Below are 17,306 nucleotides of genomic sequence, written 5' to 3' on the forward strand. Positions count from 1 at the left end.
CACCTCTTCGTTAGATAATTAGTGCTTATCCTAAATCACATACTTATAATGATGGTGTTATCAGTATGTTCGATAATAATGGACTTATGCCTTGGACAAAAACCAGTATCTAATTGAAACAGAGCTTGAACAACTCAAAAAGCGTATAGACTCAGAACCTGCCGTCGTCTTCGAGGTAGCTGAGCAGTGCTTGGTGAGAGCAGAACAGGTTCTGTTTGAAGAGGGGGCGATTCAGTCATTAATGTTGATGTCTCGCTGTTGCTGGAATCTTATGGATTATCGCAAAGGCTTAAAGTACATCAAAGAGGCCTATAAGCGCCAAAGTCGACTCGATACTGATCTTTTTCTTCCTGAAATTCTTCACCTTCATGCGCTCCAGTTCTGGGGACAAGCCAAATACTACTCTGCTCAGCAATACTGGATTAATGCCCTCGAACAGTCTGCATTAGTCGACGAGCTTGAAATTCAAATCGAATGCCTGATTGGGTTGGGGAATATATGGCGTATCACCCATGAGTACAAACTCGCACGCTCTACCCACCAGCTTGCCGTAAAGGTGGCAAATAATAGCCGAATTGGTTGGCTTGAAGGTAAAGCGAGAATCCTGCTCGCGTGGGACTACTACCTACTCAACAATTACGTTGAGATGCTCTCTGTGCTTGATGGTGCAGAAGAAGCGCTAAAAGACCACCCAGATAACACGTGGCATGCAGAGGTTTGGGACTTTAGAGGATTGGCTCTGCTTGGCCTTGAACGTCTTGATGACGCTGAACAAGCGACCGCCAAAGCGCACAAGCTGGCTGTTGAGCACAACCTAGTGTGGATGAAAGCGCACTCTTTCATTAGCCGTGCTCGTTTAGAATTATTGAGAAAGCGACCACATCAAGCGTCTGAACTGCTCACCCATGCGGAGCAGTCAGCTAACGAATTTGATAATGGTGAGTTACTAAGCCAGATTTGCTACCAGCAATCATTGGTAGCCGAAGAGAATCAAGATTACCAAGCGGCACTTGTTGCCTTTAAGAAATACCGTCAATATTCGACCAACATGCTTCGTGAGCAGACTACACGTGTCGGATTAGATAAAGCTCGCAGCTCAAAGCGCCAACTTGAACAACGCGCTCGTAAATTGATTAACCGAATCCGCGGTCAATACGAGTATGACCCAGAGAAGCAATTCTCTCATGTGGTGTCAGAAACGTTTTGGTGGGAGCAACTGGTGCTCTTTAAAACCGAGCTTAAGCGTTCAAATCACAGTATCATTATGTTCCAACATGACGATCCTAACTATCTCGAAGTGTGTACCGAACTCGCTCACACCTTCTGTAACCAAGAAGATTTTATCTCACGTTTGAGCGGCGAACGTGTTGCGCTCATGCTGGCGGAAAAGGGCAATGCAGCTCAATCTGTCTTCGACAAGCTCACCACCATGCTCAACATTTACCCTTGGCACAGAAAAGGACTTAAAGGCGCTCTACCTGTGGTGACACTTCACGACATCTTGACCTTCCCGTTCACCTTAGAACAATTAGAAGAAGACGAAGCTGAGAAAGAGACTGATGGAAACGTTATTAAATAAGATCACGGACGCAGGCTTAGATCCTTCTTCAGTTTCTGGTGAAGAAGCGATCATTTTCTGGAATCACATTCGCCAACACATTGCGACCACGCAGCAAGAACAAGCACACTGCTACATTATTAGCTCTGAATACAGAGCTGAGCTACAACAGAATCAAATCAGTATCGACGAGCTGCGCGCCGCGCTCGATCTTCTAACCTTACCCGGCGATGTTGAAGACATACTAACAGTCAAAACCAGTCTCAGCAGTCGCTTGGTGGAAAAAGGGGATTACACAGCCGCACTCAATGAGTTTATCAGCTCATCGACGATTGCCGTCGAACACGGACATATTGACGAATACGTAATGGCTATCTTGGGTATGGGTAACTTGTGTGATGCTTATGGCGATCACAACCGAGCACTGCGCTATTACCAAAAAATCAGCAGTATCGATCATGCCATTAGTAGTCGCCTGCTGCGCTTGAAATTCAAGCTTCACATGGTCGCTAGCTTCCTTCATCTCAACCGAATCACCGCTGCCAGTGACCTGCTTCGTGAGTGCGAAGAGCTGAGTATTTTGGTGAGTAATAAACTGCTTACTGCGCAGATCTCGCTCTACCAAGCCAAGGTCTACCGCGCACAGAAAAAATATCACGAAGCACTACGCTGCATCTCATCTGTTCAACATACAGCAACCAACACACAAGCAAGTTGGTTAGCTACTATGATTCGTTTAGAGCTCGCACATTGCTTAACTATCATCAACAAGCAAGATTACGCGAGTATGATTCTCGAGAGCACCAGCAAGAGAGTAAAAAGCTACTCATCGCCGGTGTTGGCTAAGCGCTTCTACGATTCCATGAGTGAAGTGTGCATGCATCAAGGGCGCTATAAAGAAGCCTTAGAGCACGAGAAGAAAGGTTACCGCATCGAAACCGACCTGATGAAACAGATTCCAATCAGTGAGCTTGGGGCAAGTCAACTGCGTCGGCTATCTCGTTTCGAATTGCAACTCAAGCTCATCTTATCTGAGCAAGAGAACAAAGAGCTTAAAGAGACCACGGAACAACACAAAAATGCGGTAGCTCAGCTGCAACAAGACGTATTTACCGACCCACTGACAGGTTTACATAACCGTCGTTGGCTAGATGTGAAACTCAAAGACCTTCTCATCCACAATACACCGTTTGCACTGCTGGTCGTCGATATCGACCACTTCAAATCGATCAATGACGAGCTAAGCCACTTAGTCGGTGATAAAGCGATCGTTAGCGTTGCGCAAGAGTTAGCTGGTTACTTTAAATTCCGCGGCGCTTCTTGTGTGCGTTTTGGTGGTGAAGAGTTCTTGGTTATTTTAGAAAACGCCACTCAAGCACAAGCCGCTATGCACGCGGAGAATTATCGAGAACGTATCTTCCAGTTTGGTTGGCATGAAATATTAGGTGAAAGAGGGCTCACCGTCAGTGTCGGTATTACGCTACATCGTGATGGTGAGAACACGCAACGTACCTTCTACCGCGCTGATAAGGCGCTCTATCGAGCTAAAGCGAACGGACGAAACCAAGTCTGTACCGAGTAACCATATCTGATAGATAACTTGGCAAATAACAGTAATTAAAATAGAGAGGTCATCGCCTCTCTATTTTTGTATCTAAATTCTCAGAGGAAAAACAGAGAAATACCGCCTACAGCGCACAACGTCCCTATCAAACTCTGCTTGGAGATTGACTCCCCTTTGAAGGCATAAATGATCAGAATAAATACTGGGCTGGTCGCAATTAGTGTTTGTGCAATCGCGGGATTGGCATGCTTAAGCGCCACTTGCTGAAGCCAGAGTGCGAGGAAGGTCCCAACAAAAATAGCCCCCAATAACCACGCTTTATCGTTTTTACCCATCTGTTTTAAGTGTTTAGCCATACTAGAAAATGGCTTAGGTTCGAAGAATCGAATCATTAAGATCACTGCGAATACACCAACCGCTAAGCGGATCAAAGCACCAAGTAAAGGCGGGATATCACCGGCGACCAATGCATAGTGCGAAATAACCACTCCGGATGCCTGACAAACACTGGCCAACAAACCGTAACCGACGCCACTCCAATCAACACTTTCTTCTTGCTTACTAGGCTGAAACACGACAAATGTGACCGCCATTGTGGTAATAATCACCCCTAGCCAACTCTGCAGAGAGAGTGCGGCACCGAGCAGCATCAAAGCCAGCACGCCAGATAAAGGCGGCGCGAGCGATTCAAGCAATAACGTCTTGTTCGCCCCTATTCGTTTCAATGATGCAAAATAGGCGCTATCACCTATTGCAATCCCTATAACTCCTGATACCGCGAGTACCAAGATATGGGTCGACTCTAATTTCAGCTCAGGCATCGGCATCAAAGGAATAACAAACATCATCATCGCCGAGGCTACAACCCCTTTAACGATATTCAACTGCATCGCAGAAAAACGGTGGCTAAACTGACTGTAGATCCACGTAGCACCAGCCCAAACAATAGCGGCTCCAATCGCCGCTACTTCACCTACATAACTCATTGCTCACCTGCTTTCTCACCTTATCGCTCTCCTTAGCTTCAGAGTGGTAAGTGCACACTAACAAAGTGTCCGATAGTATCAATCTATTGTTTATCGGTGTCCGTTCTAAAAATTATATGCAAACAAATCATTTTTATAACAATTACTTGTACGATAGCGTACTATATTGATAACTCATAAATAACATTACAAGGATCTGTTATGTTTTTAGACTATTTTGCACTCGGCTTATTAATTTTTGTTGCACTAGTCATTTTTTACGGAATCATCGTGATTCATGACATCCCATATGAAATCGCTAAAGAACGTAACCACCCTCATCAAGATGCCATTCATGTTTCCGGCTGGGTTAGCCTGTTTACACTTCATGCCATTTGGCCATTCCTTTGGATTTGGGCAACGCTATGGCGTACAGACCGTGGCTGGGGTTTCGCCAAACTAGAAGAAGAACAGCACGACACTCACCATCGTGTTGATACGCTCATCGACCAAGTCACCGCTCTGCAACAAGAAGTCGCAGCACTCAAACAAGCGGTAGCGACACAACCGTCGCCAGACACTCCAAGCCAAGAACAGTCAAAAGATCAGGAGGTTAAGTAATGGATTTACTACTGATAATGACCTATGCGGCGCTTTGTATCACCATTTTCAAAGTGTTCAATATCCCTCTTAACAAATGGACAGTCCCGACCGCAGTACTGGGTGGTGTAGTCATCATTGGCACCCTTATCTTGTTGATGAACTATAACCATCCATTTACTCAAATCGGTAACCAAATCTACTCAACCACACCGATCGTTTCAGGTGTCAGAGGTAAGGTAATTGAGGTACCGGTTGAACCAAACAAGCCTCTGAAAAAAGGCGACATCTTATTTAAGATCGACCCTATCCCATTTGAAGCAGAAGTGGCGAAATTAGAAGCAAAAGTAAAAGAGGCAAGTCAAGGTGCGCTAGGTCTTGAGTCTCAGGTTGCTGAGGCTGAAGCAGCGAAAATCAAAGCGATTGCTGAACGTGACAAGGCGCAACGTGAGTTTTCTCGATACCAACGCGGCTTTAATAGCGGTGCCTTCACCGAGCAACAACTGGATACTCGTCGCCAAGCATACAAAGCGGCAGAAGCAGCGCTTAAAGTGGCTGAAGCTAGCCAAGAGCAAGCACAGATTGCCCTTAACTCTGAAATCGGTGGTGAGAACACGGCAGTAGCTGGCTTATTGGCTGACTTACGTAAGGCACAATTCGATCTTGACCAAACGGTTGTTCGAGCTCCAACAGATGGCTACGTGACTCAATTGGCACTGCGACCTGGTGTTATGGCGGTTCCACTGCCACTTGCACCTGTGATGACCTTTGTTCACACTGAAGAGCAGTTCTATACCGCGGCATTCCGTCAGAACTCGCTACAGCGCCTACAGCCAGGCTTTGAGGCAGAGTTTCTATTCCGTGCGCTTCCGGGCAAGGTATTCAAAGGGCGTATTGAAGAGGTGCTTCCAGCAATTGGTGAAAGCCAATTCCAAGCTCGTGGTGCACTCCTGGGTACTGAAGCACTCAAAACCAGTGGTCGCGTATTTGCAAAGCTAACGATTACCGACGATCTATCGGAATATCACCTTCCAATGGGAACAGCGGTCGAAGTTGCGGTTTATTCTGATAGCTTCACCCACGTATCTGTTATGCGTAAGGTTCTGATTCGTATGAAGAGCTGGCAAAACTACCTCTACTTAGATCACTAACGCTTTAAACACGCTCATTCGAGTGTTAACAACAACGCCAAAAGCCAGACACTGTCTGGCTTTTTTGATTGTTAGTGGCCAAAAACTCCGCATATCCATCACCCTTTAACCAAGCCCTTAGAGTTATTTAGACATCCAGACACTTATCTTTCCTTGTGGCGTATTTCTACTGTATAATGCGCGCCTTATTTTTTATATTTGCCTAAAAAATCGTCTTTAAGACTTCTTATAATTCAATGGCGAATAAACGCTCTTTATAAAGCAAATTTTTCATTTGAGGTTATCTATGAACTTTTCAGCGAAAACTGTCGTCGTCATTGCCATCGGCGCTGCCCTATACGGCATTGGTGGTCTACCTATGTTTGGTGTGCCTGTCTTTGCCAACACCACTCTTAAGCCAGCAATGGCAGTGCTTGCGCTGTTCTCTGTTCTATTCGGCCCAATCGTAGGCTTCCTTGTCGGCTTCATCGGCCACTGGGTTACCGACCTTTTCGCTGGTTGGGGCGTTTGGTTAACTTGGGTGCTGGGTTCAGGTATCGTGGGCATGGTCATTGGCCTATTCCCAGTAATGACGAAGAACCGCCTTGCTCAAGGTGAGCTACCAATGAAAGATTTTGCTCTTTTCGTCATCTTAGCGCTAGCAGGTAACGTGGTAGGTTACGGCTGCTCAGCATTCCTAGACACGATTCTTTACGCGGAACCGTTCACTAAAGTCTTCACACAACTTTCTATCATTGCAGCAGGCAACACAGTATTGATCGCTGTCGTAGGCTTCCTAATTTTGAAATCTGTTGCAAAACGCAATAAGCAAAGCCGTAACCTAACAGAGGCATAAGCGTTTAATGACTATCGCATTTTCGAACTTCTCTTTTAGATATGAGTCGCTGGATAAACCGACGCTAAAAAATATCAATCTAAGGATAGAGAAAGGAGAGAAAATCGTCATTATTGGACCAAGTGGTAGCGGCAAGTCTACCCTTGGTCAATGTTTAAATGGCTTAATCCCTCACGCTACAAAAGGCGAAGTGACCGGTAAATTGGAGATGTCTGGCAAAGACTGTGCTAGCTTCTCTATGCATGACTTTACCGAACAAGTCGGCACCGTTCTTCAAGACACTGACAGCCAGTTTGTTGGCCTTAGCATCGGTGAAGATATTGCCTTTGCACTAGAAAACCAACTGATGTCAAACATCGACATGTATCCGTTAGTGAAATCGACCGCAAAGATGGTCGACCTAGCAGACATGCTTGAACGTTCGCCTCACGACCTCTCTGGTGGCCAGAAACAGCGTGTTTCACTGGCAGGCATTCTTGTTGACGAAGTAGATACACTACTCTTTGATGAGCCGTTAGCGAGCTTAGACCCAAAGACGGGCAAAGCGACTATCGAGATCATCGATCAACTGCATCGTGAAACCAACAAAACCGTCATTATTATCGAGCATCGACTTGAGGATGTGTTGCATCGCCATGTCGACCGCGTGATTCTGATGGACCAAGGTGAGATCATTTCCGACTCGACACCTGATGAGCTGCTTGCGTCAGGACTCCTCGAAAAGCACGGGATCCGTGAGCCTCTGTACCTTTCAGCGCTAAAAGCTGCACAGGTGCCACTTTCAGCAAAAGACACCCTCTCGAACTTAAAGTCTCTGGATTACAAGGCCTTTAGGCCAACAGTACAAGGTTGGTTTAACCAACGTCCACCAGCACAAGCTGAAAAGCAATACACACCGCTACTTGAAGTACACGGTCTTACCTACTCCTACGATGGTGAAAAGAACGCGCTTGAAGATGTCAGCTTTAAAATTGGCAAAGGTGAGTTTGTTTCGATCTTAGGCAAAAACGGTTCTGGTAAATCGACCATCACCAAGTTGATCATGGGCGTGATTGAGGCTGATTCGGGTTCTGCTTACCTTAACGGTGAGGACCTAAGCACACTCTCTATTTTTGAGCGTAGCCAGAAAGTCGGCGTTGTTATGCAAAACCCAAATCATATGATTTCACACCATATGATTTTCGACGAAGTGGCATTCGGCCTACGTAATCGTGGTATTGATGAAGAGAGCATTAAACAAAAGGTTGAGTCAGTACTAGAGCTTTGCGGCTTGAGCAAGTTCCGTCACTGGCCGATTGAGGCTCTAAGCTACGGACAAAAGAAGCGTGTTACCATTGCAGCTATTCTTGTTCTTGAGCCAGAATTATTGATTCTCGATGAGCCAACAGCCGGTCAAGACTATCGTAACTACACATCTATGTTGGCGTTTATTCAAAAGCTAAACAGAGAATTGGGTATTACGGTGGTGATCATCTCTCATGACATGCATCTGGTGCTTGAGTACACCACACGCTCTATTGTGATTGCTGACAGCAAACTTATTGCCAACGCACCGATGACTGAAGTGTTCAGCCAACCTTCGCTGTTAGACCGTGCCAACTTGTGTACCACCAGTATTTACGAACTTGCGACAATGATGAAAATCGAAGATACCAACGCATTTATGCAGTACTTCATCGACTACGAGAGAAGCGTAATATGAATGCCTCTAAGATAAAGTTTGGTATCAACTATATCGATACTCAATCTCCTTTGCACGCATTGAACGGCATCACTAAGTTTGCACTGTTTCTCGCGTGGGTAACTGTAGTATTGACCACCTTTGACTTGCGCTTAATTGTATTGCTGATCACGACTGGTCTATTGTTGCTCAGAATGACAAGAGTGCCTGTGAGCGTTTATAAGCCACTGCTGATTGGTACATTTAGTGTTCTGAGTTTGAATGCGTTATTTATGTATTTGCTTGCCCCTCAACAAGGTACTGAGCTGATTGGTAGCGAGCACATTCTAATGACTCTTCCGGGTAACTACTCTTTGAGCCAAGAGACACTGTTTTATCTCATAACAGTGACTCTGAAATACATGAGCATGTTCCCGATTGCATTAATCTTTGTCTTTACAACGCATCCAACAGAGTTTGCAGCAAGCCTTAACCGCATTGGTGTACCTTATAAGATCGCTTATGCCGTTAGTCTGACACTGCGTTACCTGCCAGAGGTGAAAAAGGACTTCATCAACATCATGCATGCCCAACAAGCACGTGGTGTTGAGCTGTCAAAGAAAGCACCGATCGTAGCTCGCATTAAGAATGTTGCTAAGATATTGGGTCCACTCATCTTTTCGAGTTTAGACCGCGCTGATGAGATTTCGAACGCGATGACACTACGTGGCTTCGGACGTCACAAGTCACGTACTTGGTACAGTACAGCGCCGCTTAAGAGGGCAGATTACATCGCTCTGGTTACTATCGTGCTGATTGTCGCTCTAGCGATTACCAAGCGGGTATTAGAACCAGAGCTGTTTTGGTATCCGTTCTAACATAATCTGGTCTCAACCTAAAATACTAAGTTATGAAAAGCCGCTTTAACCAAGCGGCTTTTTTATTGTTATTTTTGAAACTTATTTTTTTATAAAAATTAATATGAATTATTTGTTTCATAATTGCGATATCTTAGTTATCAGATTACCATACTCTAAATTCAGAACAGCATCCTAATACTCCATGGCTCGTATCACCCAACAACAGAAACTCGAAAATCAAAAGAAATACAATCAAGTCGTTCTAGACCTTTTCTTGGCGGAAGGGCATGAGTCGCTCACGTACGCACGTATCGCAAAAGAGATTGGTGTGAGTCTGACGACACTGCAAGGTTACTTTCCGTCAACTCGCGCGATTAGAGCTGTGCTGCATGGGCATATTCTACCAATTCTCATGCAACCCCTGAATTTTTCTAGTGAGAGTGCTTTTCATGAGTCATGGGATAAAGCATTAGAAGAGCCGCAGTTTCAAAGTGTCATGAAGCTGATCTTTTTTCATGCGTCACAGAAGGACCAATCTAAAGACTTTGATTTGCATGCTGAGGGCGCGTTTCGTGAAAAGGTGCGCGAGAGTTTCGGTGAGAACGCTAGAAGAATAATTGAAATCGCCATCGGTCGTTCACTTCTTAAGATGACAGATTACCAGTCTAGCTAAATCACTAATTAGTCTGACTTAGAACTCAATAATCAAACACAAAAAATGGGAGCTTAGAGGCTCCCATTTTGCTTTCAATCTTACTTAGACATCTTTAACACTAGTTCAGTTTGTAGAAAACTGTCGCCAATGGTGGAAGTCTAAGTTCAATCGAAGTATCCAAGCCTTCGCTTTGAACCGCTTCGATTTCAGCCACCTCTTTTACTTCAAAACCACTGCCGTTGTATTTAGCATCATCAGTATTGAGTAATAGGCTGTACTGACCTTGTACCGGAACGCCCAGACGGAAGTGCTCGTGCGGTACCGGTGTAAAGTTCGATACCACCAATACACGTTCACCTGATTCACTGATACGTTCATGAGCCAAGATACTCGCCTCTGCAGAGTCTTGTAGACGCCACTCAAAGCCTTGTGGATCGAAATCTAAGTCATGCATCGCAGATTCATTTCGGTAAAGATGGTTAAGATCTTTCGTCAGCTTTTGAACACCTTGGTGACGTTCGTAGTCAAGTAAGAACCATTGCAGTTGGTCATCGTGGTTCCATTCTGCTGTTTGGCCGAACTCAGCGCCCATGAAGTTAAGCTTCTTACCTGGCTGCGCATACATGTAACCCATGTAAGCACGCAGGTTAGCCGTTTGCTGCCATTCATCACCAGGCATCTTATTGTGGATAGAGCCCTTGCCGTAAACCACTTCATCATGCGACAGAGACAATACGTAGTTTTCACTGTGCGCGTAAACGAGTGGGAAAGTAATCGTGTCGTGGTGATACTTACGGTTGATAGGGTCTTCTTGGATGTAAGACAAGCTGTCATGCATCCATCCCATGTTCCACTTAAAGCCAAAGCCCAAACCACCCATGAATGTCGGTGCGGATACACCTGGGAATGCCGTTGACTCTTCCGCAATAGTCATTGCATTCGGGAAGTGTTTGTAGACTTCTTCGTTCATCCATTTCAATGTTGCGATGGCATCGTAGTTCTCATTACCACCGTCGACATTTGGCACCCATTGGTCATGGCTGCGCGAGTAATCGAGGTAAAGCATCGAAGCCACAGCATCCACACGGATACCATCAATGTGGAATTGCTCAAACCAATACAAAGCATTAGAAACTAGGAAACGACGAACATGCTCACGACCTAGGTCGTAGATGTACGAGTTCCAATCCTGATGCCAACCGCGACGTGGATCTGGATCGTGGAACAGAGGCGTGCCATCGAAATTAGCTAAGCCATGATCATCACTTGGGAAGTGTGCTGGAACCCAGTCAAGTACCACGCCAAGACCAGCTTGGTGACACTGATCAACAAAATATTTGAAATCGTCTGGTGAGCCAAAACGGCTCGTCGGTGCAAATAGACCCACTGGCTGATAACCCCATGACCCGTAGAACGGGTGCTCTGAAACAGGCATCAATTCAACGTGGGTGTAACCAAGATCCGTTAGGTATGGAATCAGTTCTTTTGCAAGATCACGGTAGTTTAAGAAGTCACCATTAGCGTCACGCTTCCAAGAACCCGCATGCAGCTCGTAGAACGACAATGCTTCTTTACGCTTTTCCGTTACTGGGCGGCTTTGCCACTGACTGTCTTGCCACTGGTAACGAGCGTGATCATAAGTCACAGAAGAGAACGATGGGTACTGCTCAGAATAGAAGCCCCAAGGATCGGCTTTGTGCGGTAGACCTTCGCCATTTGGACCTTTCAGTTCGAATTTGTATTGCGCGCCCTCTTCTAGCTCAGGGATGAATAGACCCCAAATGCCATAATCAAGACGCTGCATTGGGTGGCGGCGGCCATCCCAAGAGTTGAAGTTACCCACCAAGCTCACCGCTGACGCATGTGGTGCGTAAACTAAGAATCGAGTACCAGAGATTGTGTCCCCATCACGCTCCAATGTAATAAACTGAGCGCCCATATGATGGTACATATCTTTTGGTGTATGCAGTGCTTCGTAGCTCGCATACAGCTCATGGTATTGATATGGGTCGTCTAAGATTAGTTCTACACCAGCCCAATCAACAGCCAGTTTGTAGTGCGTAAAACGCAAATCGCGCTCTTGCTTTAGGACAAAACCACTGTCACCTTCGCGCACTAATTCAACACGAGGTTCGTCGCCAACAATCAACTCAACTTTGTCTGCACCTGGGATCCATACGCGCAATGCACCTTCATCAGAAGGAAGATACGGACCTAAACATGAGAATGGGTCAGCAAACGAAGCCTGTGATAGTTGGGTATATATTTGTTCTTGCTTTGAAATTGAACTCATTTCCAAAACCTTTCTCCCTAACCAAACATCCAAAAAATATAAAATAAAAATGCCCGCTATGGATGCGGGCAATATAACGACGATCTATTGTACCTGACGTACGGAAACGTTTGAGTGACCAAGATTATAGTTTCTTATGCAACAAGCAAAAATCTCAGTATTATCGGGCCACTCAAGCATATTAGTTACCCGCTTTTTCACGAACTTCAGTCAGACGAGAAGCAATACGGTTAACACCATCGTGAGCAAAAATCTCATCAAGGTTCATCGATAGCTTACGACGCCAGTTCGGGTATTCGTCTACCGTACCTGGAATGTTTACAGGCTGATCCATTTCTAGCCAGTCTTCCAGCTGAACACTTAGTAGCGTTGAAGAACCTGCCGCAACGTGAAGTTGTAGCGCTTCAGCTAGGTAAGAGTCCATTGGTACTTGGCTCGCATCACGACCTACACCATCCGGTAGGAAACCATGCCATGCAACAGAATCTAGAATGCCCTGCTTACACTCAAGACGGTCATCAAACAGACCATTCAGCTGTTCTTGATTTGGGTACAGACCAATCTCTTGCCCCATCTTCAGGTCATCACAGTGCCAGAAGCCACGTAGCGTCGGCATATCGTGCGTACACAGTGCAGCCATTGATTGTGATGCGTAGTGTTTTGGTGAGATGAAGCCACCGTCTTCCTCAGATGTTTCGAAGAAGAATACCTTGTATGAGTGAACGCCAGCATCCGCTAGGATATCGACGATTTCATCAGGCACAGTACCTAAATCTTCACCAATTACAGAACATTGGTAGCGATGTGATTCAAGCGCTAAGATCGCTAGCATGTCTTGAACTGGGTAGTAGATATAAGCACCTTGTGTTGCATCTTCACCTTTTGGAATCCACCACAAACGTAGTAGACCCAGCACGTGGTCGATACGTAACGCGCCACAGTGCTTCATGTTTGCGCGTAGTAGCTTGATGTAAGCATCGTAGCCCGTCGCTTGAAGTACTTCTGGGTTTAGCGGTGGAAGACCCCAGTTTTGACCTAGAGGGCCTAGAATATCTGGTGGAGCACCAATGCTCGCATCCATTACTAGGTTGCCTTCGTCCGCCCAAGTTTCGCTACCAGAATTAGCAACACCTACAGCAAGGTCACGGTAAAGGCCTACAGCCATACCCTTCTCTTCAGCCAGAGATTGTGCGTCGTTGATCTGACAATCCGCTAGCCATTGTAGGTACATGTATAGGTGTACTTTTTCAATGTTCTCTTTGATGTATTTTTGAGTCGCCGGGCTTTCAAATGTACGGTATTTCTCTGGGAATACAGGCCAGCCCCACATGTTTGAATCTTCTGCATGAAGCTCCGCATGCAATGCATCGAACGCTGCTTGATGCATTAGGCTATCACCGCCCTCTTCAACGAACGCTAGGAATGCTTGAGCACGGTCGCTGTTTTTGTCTAGGTGACGATGTTTGAATTCAGTGAATAGCAGCGGAAGAATGCTCATCTTTAGCTCAGACACTTCTGTGTAGTTAACCCAGTGTGCGTCGCGAGCTTTCTGCAGACGCTGTTGGAATTCTGCGCTGCCTACTGTTTGTTGCGCTTCTGCGCTCAACGCGAACTCAGGTACAGAGCTCACATCGATGTATAGGATGTTCAACCAACGGCGTGAAGATGGGCTGTATGGGCTTGCACCTTCTGGGTTTGCTGGGAACAGAGAGTGAATTGGGTTAAGACCCACGAAATCACCACCACGCGAAGCGATGTCAGCCACAAGCTGTTTAAGGTCACCGAAATCCCCGATACCCCAGTTGTGTTGAGTGCGAAGTGTGTAAAGCTGAACACTTGGACCCCAAAGCTTCTTACCCTGCTCAATTGGGCTCTGTTTGAAACACGCTTTTGGCGTAATGATTAGTGTCATTTCGTAAGGCTTTTTACGGCGCTTACGGCTAACCACAAGTTTGTGATAACCCCATGCCAAATCGTTTGGCAATGCAAACACTAAAGGGCCACCCTCTGCACGTTCGTCTCGTACAACTTGAGATTGAAGATAGCCTTCAAGTACCTCTCCTTGCTCCGTTTCTAAACGCCAGCTGAACTCACTTTCACGAGCACTCACACCTAGATTTAGTGCAACCTCTACAGGCTCACCATCGCGCAAGACAAGAACTGGGTCTAATACATCTTTCTTGTGTTTTTTCTCTGCAGACTTAAGCAGAGCGTCGTCGCTGCTTGTGTCGTAGCCCAATGAAGCCAATAGACGAGTTAATGTTTCGTCAGATACTTGTGCTTCATCGCCCCACGCACTTACGTAACTGTCGGCAAGGTTTGCCATTTCTGCGACTTGTTTTAATACGCTTTGTTCTTTCATCGCTCTCTCCGAAAACGCGCTAACGCTTTCAATTTTGTAGGGTTATTTGTCTAAGTTTATTTATTTTCAATTTAGCTTTGAGCCAACTAATTGAGCCAAGGCAGAAACTGCCTTGGCTTATTTGGGGTCTATTAACGTTTAACCGCTTCTAGTTTCCAAATGTTGTTCACGTAGTCGCGGATTGAACGGTCTGATGTGAACTTACCAACCAATGCGGTGTTAAGGATGGCTTTCTTAGCCCAGCCCGCTTGGTCTTTGTATTGCTTGTCCATGTCTTCGTGTGCTTTCACGTAAGAAGCGAAGTCCGCTAGACATAGGTATGGGTCACCGCCATCTAGTAGGCTATCAAACGTTGCACGTAGTAGACCTGGTTGACCTGGAGTGAACTCTTCACCCGTTAGTAGGTCAAGTGACGCTTTCAGTAGTGGGTCTGCGTGGTAGTAGTCGTAAGGGTTGTAACCTTGCGCTTTCACCGCTTGAACACCATCAACGTCTAGGCCGAAGATGTAGATGTTCTCTTCGCCAACTTCTTCGCGAATCTCAACGTTCGCACCATCCATCGTACCGATAGTTAGAGCGCCGTTTAGAGCCATCTTCATGTTACCCGTACCTGATGCTTCTTTACCCGCTAGCGAGATTTGTTGAGAAACGTCTGCCGCTGGGATAATGATTTCAGCCATGCTTACACGGTAATCAGGAATGAATACCACTTTCAGTTTGTTGCCAATGCGTGGATCGTTGTTGATCTTCTCAGCAATCTTGTTCACCGCGAAGATGATCTCTTTCGCTAGGTGGTAACCCGGTGCTGCTTTCGCTGCGAAGAAACATACGCGCGGCTCACATTCGAAACCAGGTTCGTTAAGGATACGGTGGTACAGAGATAGAATGTGTAGCAAGTCTAGGTGCTGACGCTTGTACTCGTGCAGACGCTTGATCTGTACGTCGAAGATAGCGTTAGTATCTAGCTCGATACCCATGTTCTCTTGAACCCAATCAGCAAGACGCTGTTTGTTTTCTTTCTTAACCGCCATGAATTCTTTTTGGAATTTCGCGTCTGTCGCGTACTTAGCAATACCTTCTAGCTGCTCAAGTTTCGCTGGCCACTCAGAACCAATCTTGTCTGTGATTAGCGCAGATAGACCTGGGTTACAGAACTTCAACCAACGACGTGGCGTGATACCGTTTGTTACGTTAGTCAGTTTGCCTGGGAAGATCTCATTGAACTCAGGGAATAGGTCTTTCTTAACTAGCTGAGAGTGAAGCGCTGCTACACCGTTTACTTTGTAAGAGCCGATTACACATAGGTTTGCCATACGAACCATGCGGTGGAAACCTTCTTGGATGATAGATAGCTTAGCTTGCTTCTCACCATCACCAGGCCACATCTTACGAACTTCTTGTAGGAAGCGGTGGTTGATTTCAAAAATGATTTCCATGTGACGTGGAAGTAGACGCTGGATAAGCGACTCAGACCAAGTCTCAAGAGCTTCAGGAAGCAGTGTGTGGTTCGTGTAAGCGAACGTGTTCGCACTGATGTCCCAAGCAGTATCCCAATCTAGGCCTTTCTCATCGATAAGGATGCGCATTAGCTCTGGGATAGCGATTGTTGGGTGCGTATCGTTCAGCTGGATAGTCTCTTGCTTAGGTAGATCCGCTAGAGCAAAACCTGCTGCTTCGTGACGACGTAGGATATCGCGAACAGACGCTGCAGAGTGGAAGTACTGCTGCATTAGACGAAGAGTCTTACCTTTTTCGTGGTTGTCGTTCGGGTATAGAACTTTAGTGATGTTACCAGCATCGATTAGCGCGTGTTGTGCTTCGAAGTAGTCACCGTTGTTGAAGCTTGCTAGTGAGAATGGCGCGATAGCCTGACATTCCCAAAGACGCAGTGGGTAAACTGTGTCTGACTCGTAACCAACGATTGGTAGATCCCAAGGCATTGCTTTAACAGACATACCTGGAACCCATTTACGAACTTGCTTACCGTTCTCTTCAACCACTTCAACGTGACCGTAGAAGCCGATTTCTTGTGCTAGTTCTGGACGAGCCACTTCCCATGGGTAGCCTTCAACGCCACGCCATGCATCTGGAGCTTCTTTTTGACGACCGTCTTCGAAAGACTGTTTAAATAGGCCGTATTCGTAGTGTAGGCCGTAACCTACAGTTGGGAATTCTTGTGCTGCACAAGAGTCCATGAAACATGCAGCTAGACGACCTAGACCACCGTTACCTAGTGATGGGTCGCGCTCTTCTTCTAGAAGATCCGTTAGGTTTTGACCTAGCTCTTCCATCGCGTGAGTGATTTGCTCGTAAAGGCCCATGCTGATCAGGTTATTACCTGTTAGACGGCCAATTAGGAACTCTAGAGATAGGTAGTTAACGCTTTTAGCGTTCTTAATCTTCTCATCATTTTCAGTAGCAAGCAGATCAAATGTTGTCAGTTCTGCTAGAGCACGGCCCATTGCTAGGTACCATGCGCGGCTGTCCGCAGTTTCTACTGTTGTTGCGTAGGTTGCAGATAGGTGTTTCTTAACACTTTCTTGGAACGACACTTTATCAAAAGTTTTTTGCTGAGTTGCTTTCATTTCAGAAATCTCGCTTTTATTTGTTCTAATTCATCTGTGACATATCGTGCATGGTCACAATTAACTAAACATCATCCCGGTCTAACGGCTGACTAGGAGTAGATGAAAGGGCGTAGGGGGCGTACTGACGTTGGGTTAGTGATCTAAATCTCATGTTCAGCTCCAGAATAAAAAATTGGAGTGATTATGATCACAAGCCCCCGTTCCATAACTTAACT

Annotated in this window: 12 protein-coding genes; 8 read left to right on the forward strand and 4 right to left on the reverse strand. The window is 45.9% G+C overall.

Annotated elements, in window-relative coordinates; translation table 11 throughout:
* The first annotated feature begins 91 nt into the window (after positions 1 to 91).
* Positions 92 to 1,579, forward strand: a complete 1,488-nt coding sequence (locus VFDL14_RS14685; RefSeq protein WP_032550519.1) for a tetratricopeptide repeat protein — start codon at positions 92 to 94, stop codon at positions 1,577 to 1,579.
* Positions 1,560 to 3,140, forward strand: coding sequence for a GGDEF domain-containing protein (locus VFDL14_RS14680; protein WP_032550520.1), 1,581 nt, complete (start codon positions 1,560 to 1,562; stop codon positions 3,138 to 3,140). The genes VFDL14_RS14685 and VFDL14_RS14680 overlap by 20 nt, the downstream gene beginning before the upstream one ends.
* A gap of 80 nt (positions 3,141 to 3,220) precedes the next feature.
* Here the strand turns inward: VFDL14_RS14680 and VFDL14_RS14675 are convergent, their stop codons facing one another.
* Positions 3,221 to 4,108, reverse strand: coding sequence for a DMT family transporter (locus VFDL14_RS14675; RefSeq protein ID WP_032550521.1), 888 nt, complete (start codon positions 4,106 to 4,108; stop codon positions 3,221 to 3,223).
* A gap of 201 nt (positions 4,109 to 4,309) precedes the next feature.
* Here VFDL14_RS14675 and VFDL14_RS14670 point away from each other — a divergent pair, with 201 nt between their 5' ends.
* From VFDL14_RS14670 to VFDL14_RS14645, 6 genes are all read left to right on the forward strand, one after another.
* Entirely contained in the window at positions 4,310 to 4,708 is a 399-nt protein-coding gene (locus tag VFDL14_RS14670; RefSeq protein ID WP_032550522.1) for a DUF3302 domain-containing protein, read from the forward strand.
* Positions 4,708 to 5,838 (forward strand): HlyD family secretion protein, encoded by a 1,131-nt coding sequence (locus tag VFDL14_RS14665; protein WP_032550523.1) that lies wholly within the window; start codon positions 4,708 to 4,710, stop codon positions 5,836 to 5,838. The genes VFDL14_RS14670 and VFDL14_RS14665 overlap by 1 nt, the downstream gene beginning before the upstream one ends.
* 286 nt (positions 5,839 to 6,124) lie before the next feature.
* Positions 6,125 to 6,673: an ECF-type riboflavin transporter substrate-binding protein gene (locus VFDL14_RS14660; protein WP_032550524.1), complete on the forward strand. Its 549-nt coding sequence runs from the start codon at positions 6,125 to 6,127 to the stop codon at positions 6,671 to 6,673.
* Between the two features lie 7 nt (positions 6,674 to 6,680).
* The gene (locus VFDL14_RS14655) at positions 6,681 to 8,375 is read left to right on the forward strand and encodes an ABC transporter ATP-binding protein (protein WP_032550525.1); all 1,695 of its coding nucleotides are present in this window, start codon (positions 6,681 to 6,683) and stop codon (positions 8,373 to 8,375) included.
* Positions 8,372 to 9,211: an energy-coupling factor transporter transmembrane component T family protein gene (locus VFDL14_RS14650; protein WP_032550526.1), complete on the forward strand. Its 840-nt coding sequence runs from the start codon at positions 8,372 to 8,374 to the stop codon at positions 9,209 to 9,211. The genes VFDL14_RS14655 and VFDL14_RS14650 overlap by 4 nt, the downstream gene beginning before the upstream one ends.
* Before the next feature lie 184 nt (positions 9,212 to 9,395).
* Positions 9,396 to 9,866, forward strand: coding sequence for a TetR/AcrR family transcriptional regulator (locus tag VFDL14_RS14645; protein WP_032550527.1), 471 nt, complete (start codon positions 9,396 to 9,398; stop codon positions 9,864 to 9,866).
* A 100-nt stretch (positions 9,867 to 9,966) separates the two neighbouring features.
* Here the strand turns inward: VFDL14_RS14645 and glgB are convergent, their stop codons facing one another.
* From glgB to VFDL14_RS14630, 3 genes are all read right to left on the reverse strand, one after another.
* Positions 9,967 to 12,147, reverse strand: coding sequence for a 1,4-alpha-glucan branching protein GlgB (gene glgB, locus VFDL14_RS14640; protein ID WP_032550529.1), 2,181 nt, complete (start codon positions 12,145 to 12,147; stop codon positions 9,967 to 9,969).
* 175 nt (positions 12,148 to 12,322) lie between these two features.
* Positions 12,323 to 14,503: a 4-alpha-glucanotransferase gene (gene malQ / locus VFDL14_RS14635; RefSeq protein WP_032550530.1), complete on the reverse strand. Its 2,181-nt coding sequence runs from the start codon at positions 14,501 to 14,503 to the stop codon at positions 12,323 to 12,325.
* Between the two features lie 131 nt (positions 14,504 to 14,634).
* Positions 14,635 to 17,088: a glycogen/starch/alpha-glucan phosphorylase gene (locus tag VFDL14_RS14630; RefSeq protein ID WP_032550532.1), complete on the reverse strand. Its 2,454-nt coding sequence runs from the start codon at positions 17,086 to 17,088 to the stop codon at positions 14,635 to 14,637.
* Positions 17,089 to 17,306: the final 218 nt, after the last annotated feature.

The sequence above is a fragment of the Vibrio fortis genome (genome assembly GCF_000695685.1).
GTDB classification, from domain to species: Bacteria; Pseudomonadota; Gammaproteobacteria; order Enterobacterales; family Vibrionaceae; genus Vibrio; species Vibrio fortis_A.